Annotated in this window: 5 protein-coding genes and 2 pseudogenes; 4 read left to right on the top strand and 3 right to left on the bottom strand. The window is 43.8% G+C overall.

Going from position 1 to position 6,113, the window contains the following annotated elements; all coding sequences use genetic code 11:
• A pseudogene (gene fadH / locus AB4496_RS01375) lies at window positions 1-521 on the bottom strand (NADPH-dependent 2,4-dienoyl-CoA reductase); the annotation flags it as partial.
• Window positions 522-800: 279 nt separating this feature from the next.
• Between fadH and sppA the strand changes: the two are divergent.
• Window positions 801-2,651 carry a signal peptide peptidase SppA gene (gene sppA, locus AB4496_RS01380; protein ID WP_009848710.1) on the top strand — a complete coding sequence of 617 codons (1,851 nt, stop codon included), beginning with the start codon at window positions 801-803 and terminating at the stop codon, window positions 2,649-2,651.
• Window positions 2,652-2,769: 118 nt separating this feature from the next.
• Window positions 2,770-3,786 carry an asparaginase gene (gene ansA / locus AB4496_RS01385; protein WP_102257910.1) on the top strand — a complete coding sequence of 339 codons (1,017 nt, stop codon included), beginning with the start codon at window positions 2,770-2,772 and terminating at the stop codon, window positions 3,784-3,786.
• Window positions 3,787-3,933: 147 nt separating this feature from the next.
• Here the strand turns inward: ansA and AB4496_RS01390 are convergent, their stop codons facing one another.
• On the bottom strand, window positions 3,934-4,215 hold the full coding sequence (locus tag AB4496_RS01390; protein WP_009848655.1) for a YeaC family protein: 282 nt from the start codon (window positions 4,213-4,215) through the stop codon (window positions 3,934-3,936).
• A gap of 113 nt (window positions 4,216-4,328) precedes the next feature.
• On the opposite strand from AB4496_RS01390, the gene AB4496_RS01395 reads away from it, so the two are divergent.
• On the top strand, window positions 4,329-5,135 hold the full coding sequence (locus AB4496_RS01395; protein ID WP_009848656.1) for a DUF2989 domain-containing protein: 807 nt from the start codon (window positions 4,329-4,331) through the stop codon (window positions 5,133-5,135).
• A gap of 179 nt (window positions 5,136-5,314) precedes the next feature.
• Here the strand turns inward: AB4496_RS01395 and msrB are convergent, their stop codons facing one another.
• Complete coding sequence (gene msrB / locus AB4496_RS01400; RefSeq protein ID WP_009848657.1) at window positions 5,315-5,713, bottom strand: peptide-methionine (R)-S-oxide reductase MsrB; 399 nt, start codon at window positions 5,711-5,713, stop codon at window positions 5,315-5,317.
• 250 nt (window positions 5,714-5,963) lie between these two features.
• Here msrB and AB4496_RS01405 point away from each other — a divergent pair.
• Window positions 5,964-6,113: pseudogene (locus tag AB4496_RS01405) on the top strand (type I glyceraldehyde-3-phosphate dehydrogenase); the annotation flags it as partial.

The following is a 6,113-nucleotide window of genomic DNA, read 5'->3' on the forward strand; positions in this document are numbered from 1 at the left end:
AATTGGTTAATCAAGTAACCTTCGGAGCCCATGATCTCTATGCCGTCATAGCCAGCAACCTGAGCTAGCTCTGCACTGTTGGCAAAAGCACCGATGGTCTTTTTAATTTGACGAGGGCTCATCTCACTCGGTGCAAACTTAGCGATTGGCGCTTTGATGCCCGAAGCACTTTGCGCGAATGGGTGCATGGCATAGCGGCCAGCATGTAGCAACTGAAGGGCAATTTTACCTCCATGCTTATGCACGGCCTCGGTAACAACTTGGTGAGCTTTAGCGTGCTTAACTTTACTGAACTCAGCACTAAATGGGGTCAATCTGCCACGTAAATTAGGAGAGAAACCACCGGTAACAATAAGGCCAACGCCTCCTTTTGCTCGCTCTTCATAAAACGCGGCAAGCTTGTGGAGGCCTTCTTTATTTTCTTCTAAACCCGTGTGCATTGATCCCATCAATACACGGTTACGTAACTGAGTAAATCCAAGATCGAGTGGTTCGAGTAAATGTGGGTACATGGCAGACATCACTTCTATTATTATATCCTTGTGGTCTGACCACAATATAACTCAATCACCAAAAGTTCAAACAACCGTTTACATTTTTGTAACACCGATCATAATGCAGGACGCATTAATCGTTCAGAAACCCTTAATTTGACTACACTTAATGAGAATATATATCGATTAACAATTCTTGGTGTAGTTTGAGCTAGGGAATTATCGTAGGATACTAAGCAGTTCATATTATTGAGATTAATAGTACTGTTGCTTGTTAAAGCCACGTGATCTCACTGCGGAGACATAATGAAAAAGATATTCAAATTTATAGGCATGATCTTTAAAGGGATTTGGAAGCTCATCACGTTTGTGCGTCTTGCGCTGGTTAACCTTTTCTTTTTACTCAGTATCGCCATCATCTACTTTGTATACTTCCACTCAGACACAACTCAACCCACTGTTCCACAGGAATCGGCTTTAGTACTTAACCTGTCTGGCCCTATCGTGGAGCAAAGTCGCTATATCAATCCGATGGATTCGGTCACGGGTTCACTGCTTGGCAAAGACCTTCCAAAAGAAAATGTCCTGTTTGATATTGTTGAAACAATTCGCTACGCCAAAGACGATGACAAGGTAACTGGTATCGTTTTAGCACTGAAAGAGTTGCCAGAAACCAATCTGACCAAGCTGCGCTACATAGCTAAAGCACTTAACGAGTTCAAAGCAACTGGCAAACCAATTTATGCGGTAGGTGACTTTTATAACCAAAGCCAATACTACCTAGCCAGCTACGCAACTAAAGTCTTCTTATCGCCTGACGGCGGCGTGCTGCTTAAAGGCTATAGTGCTTACTCGCTATTCTACAAAACTCTATTAGAGAAGCTTGACGTAAATACACATGTATTCCGCGTCGGTACTTATAAGTCTGCAATCGAACCTTTCATTCGCGACGATATGTCAGACGCAGCGAAAGAGTCAGCTTCTCGTTGGTTAGGTCAACTGTGGGGAGCATACGTTGATGACGTAAGCAACAACCGCCAGATCGATGCTAAAACCTTGAACCCAAGCATGGACTCTTTCTTAAAAGACCTTGAGTCGGTTGATGGCGATATCGCAAAACTGGCAGAGAAGCTTGGTTTAGTTGACGAACTGGCAACTCGCCAACAAGTTCGTCTAGAGCTCGCAGACGTCTTCGGCAGTGACGGTCAAGACAGCTATAACGCGTTGGGGTACTACGAGTACCGTACAACCATGCTTCCTGACCTAACAAGTGAATCGCACGATGTCGCTGTAATTGTTGCTAGCGGCGCAATTATGGATGGCAAACAGCCACGTGGCACCGTTGGTGGTGATACCACGGCCGCACTACTTCGCCAAGCGCGCAACGACGACAAAGTAAAAGCGGTTGTACTTCGTGTAGACAGCCCAGGTGGTAGCGCGTTTGCTTCAGAAGTTATCCGCAATGAAATAGAAGCGATCAAGCAAGCAGGTAAACCTGTTGTGGTTTCTATGTCTAGCCTTGCCGCTTCGGGTGGTTATTGGATCTCGATGGGCGCAGACAAGATTTTGGCTCAACCAACCACACTAACAGGCTCGATCGGTATCTTCAGTGTTATCACGACCTTTGAGAAAGGCTTGAACGATATCGGCGTTTACACCGATGGCGTTGGTACGTCGCCTTTCTCTGGCCTTGGTATTACAACAGGGCTTAGCGACGGCGCGAAAGATGCGTTCCAAATGGGCATTGAAAACGGTTACCGCCGATTCATCAGCCTAGTTGGAGAAAACCGTGGCATGGAAGTCGATACTGTAGACAAGATTGCTCAAGGCCGAGTATGGACAGGCCAAGATGCAATCGAGAAAGGTCTAGTCGATGAAATTGGTGATTTTGATGATGCGATTACAGCTGCGGCTTCACTTGCAGAGCTTGAAACCTACAATATCTACTGGGTAGAAGAGCCTCTTTCAGCCACTGAACTATTTATTCAAGAATTTATGAACCAAGTTCAGGTGTCGATAGGCCTTGATATTCAGTCAATGATTCCAAGCAGTTTACAGCCTATTACTCAACAGTTAGCCCAAGATAGCCAACTGTTAGGTAACTTTAACGACCCACAAGGCCGATATGCTTTTTGCTTAAACTGCCAAGTTCAATAAGATAAGCTCAACGCTTTGTTATCAAGAGGCGCCTCTGTGTGAGGCGCCTCTTTTTATTGCATGATAATTCGCTATAATCGCCCCCCTGTTCCCTATATCACACTAAGTATTAATCGCCATGGAAAGAAAACACATCTATATCGCGTATACCGGCGGCACAATTGGCATGCAGAAGTCTTTGGACCACGGCTATGTCCCAGTCGCAGGTTTTATGGATAAGCAGCTAGCAGGCATGCCTGAATTCCATCGCCCAGAAATGCCTGAGTACACCATTCATGAATACTCTCCATTAATGGACTCTTCAGATATGACGCCACTTGATTGGCAGACTATCGCTGATGATATTCGCGCGAACTACGATAAGTACGATGGTTTCGTTATCCTGCACGGTACAGACACTATGGCTTACACCGCCTCTGCTCTGTCTTTCATGCTGGAAAACCTCGGCAAACCTGTGATTGTTACGGGCTCTCAGATCCCATTAGCAGAATTACGTTCAGACGGACAAGCAAACCTGCTTAATGCTCTGCACATTGCAGCGAACTATCCGATCAACGAAGTGACACTGTTCTTCAACAACAAGTTGATGCGCGGTAACCGCAGTACAAAATCACACGCTGATGGCTTCAATGCGTTTACCTCTCCAAACCTAACTCCATTGCTAGAAGCGGGTATCAATATCCAGATCAGCAATAACGTTAAGGTAAACGAACAACCTGAAGGTGCTTTCAAGGTTCATAACATTACTCCGCAACCCATCGGTGTAATTACAATGTACCCAGGAATCTCGCATGAGGTGATTCGCAACACGCTACTACAGCCTGTAAATGCAATGATTCTGCTTACTTTTGGTGTTGGTAACGCACCGCAAAATCAAGAACTACTTCAACACTTAAAAGATGCCTCAGAGCGAGGTGTGATTGTGGTGAACCTAACTCAGTGTTTGGCAGGTAAAGTCAACATGGGTGGTTACGCGACGGGTTGTGCACTAGCAGAATCGGGCGTTATCAGTGGTTACGATATGACACCAGAAGCATCACTGGCGAAATTACATTATCTATTGAGCCAAGATTTAAGCTACGAAGAAGTGAAGGCTCAAATGCAACAAGTGTTACGCGGTGAGATGAGCTTATAAGCCTATCCTGCGATTCGTTTAGCCGAGGGCTTACCTTTAATCAAGCCCTCACGTAAACCTGAACTAAATCGTATTATTGTTTATAAATAAACAGCTTAACAGTCAAAAAGGGGTGGCACAGTGCCACCCCTTTGTTGTAATTTAAGCCTAATGATTAGGATTAACTCTAACAATATCTTCTTGGTCGGACTTAAACTGCTTCTTTAGTTCAGACTTTGATTTAAAGCTAATTTCTCCGCCGGCTGCAATTGTCATATGTTGAGCTTCAGAGTTATGTTTCGATTGATACAACATAACCGCCTGCATACACGAGTCGCGCTGCTCTTTAGAGAGCGCCGTTCCTTCTGGCCATTTCCCCGTTTCAACTGCATAGTTTAAACGTTCGTAGACCTCGGGGGTCATTGCGCTAAGAAGTTGTTCTGCATCCATGGTAAGGCCTTAGTTTTAACAATTTTCACCAGAAAATAACCCGTATCAGAATTGAGTCAAGAACCTGACTGAAAATAAGTGTATTTGATCACAAGTGAAGGAATATGAAAATTATGAAATGGTTGGTACTAAGCCTATTGCCTTTCACTCTGGTTGGGTGTTTTGACGGGAACAAAAATACCGCTCAATTGTGCGAAAGCAACCCGTGGCTTCAGTGTGAAAAGTTAAATATGAACGACGGACAGTGCCGTGTCGCACGTACCGACCTCGTCTGGCATCGATTTGAAGCAAAAGAAAACCCCAGCGATACCAATAAGATTAAAGAATTCGAATTAGTCTCTGCTTACAAAAAGTGTCTAGAGCTTGCTGCACAGATCGAAACGATTGATCAATCCAAACTTCAAGAACGTCGCTTCATCTCCTTAATGAATAGTATCGAAGAGTCTGAACGTATTGTTAACGAACTCTCGCGATCAAATACCCCGGAAACGCTTTATTTTATGTGGTCACAAACTGGGGATACCAACGCAAGACGCAGTTTCCTGCAATTAGAAGGGACAGAAGCATTAAACACAGCAGAGATGCAATATGCGCTAGCCACTTTTTATACTACCCGTGACCATGAAAAAACGCTTAAGCTACTCAATAATGCGTTAACGCTTTCTAATGGTTCGAAGGTCAACACCGAGATCTTCAAATCGATGGCGAGTATCAACCACAGCCTTGGGCATATGGAAAAAGCGTACGTCTGGGCAATGGTTGCCAAGAACTTTGATGTGCCTATTGCTTCGGAAGCAGAACTTACCGTGTTGTACCGTTTCGATGAGTCAACATACGAACAACTAAATGAAGACGCGGACAATATAGTCGACGCTATTGAAGATGAGGTTTACAGCCCTTCGATTGTCCCTCGTTACTGATCGCACTGTTCTCGTTTTCTAGTCCAAACGTTCTATTCACGAGCTTTCAAAAAAACAGCTACCATGATGGTAGCTGTTTTCGTTTGTGCTAGAAATAACTCTGAAATACTGAGCTACTGGGCAGTTCAGTACCACTCAATCAACAAATACGCCTGTAAGGATTAGACAATTGTGACAAGTTATTTGGTAGTTTCGTCATTTTTGTTGAAAATTAACGACACAGAATTAACACAGAACCGTTCACCGGTTGTCTTCGGACCATCAGGAAAAACGTGACCTAAATGGCTATCACAAGCGGTACAACGGATCTCTACACGCTTCATTCCGTGACTTAGATCTTCTATATAGCGTACTGCTTCATCATTCACTGGGGCATCAAAGCTTGGCCAACCGCACCCTGAATCATATTTGTTATCCGACAGAAACAAAGGGCTTTCACAGCATGTGCAGCTATAGACACCCGTCTTATGGTTGTGCAGTAACTTACCGCTATATGGGGCTTCGGTACCACGTTGACGACACACAGAAAATTCATCGTCCGTTAGGCGTTCACGCCAGTATTCATCAGGCTTTATCATATTTCCTCCCTTTTGAATCACGTTAATATCTCTCCACATTATCAGTTATTATATTTACTTTTTTCTATAAAGGCTTGCATATGAGTCGTTTTGTAGCACATACTTTCTCACCAGGAAACATTGTACATATACACTCATAAGTGAATCATCATTTAGAGGTATTTTACCCAACTGGAAGGGTACAGAGCCACTCGCAATGGTCAATTTTCAACCACTTACACCCAATTGTTAAGAAAAGCGTCGCTTTTTTTTGACATTAAACAAGTTAAGTCGGATTATCTATTGCAGATGTATACTGGATTCTGTAATTTTACTACCAGTTATCTTTAATCAGAAATTAAGTTGTGGAGCAACTACAATGACTATCAAAGTAGGTATTAACGGTTTTGGCCGTATCGGC

It is taken from the genome of Vibrio sp. 10N.222.46.A1, assembly GCF_041473595.1.
Classification (GTDB): Bacteria; Pseudomonadota; Gammaproteobacteria; order Enterobacterales; family Vibrionaceae; genus Vibrio; species Vibrio tasmaniensis_A.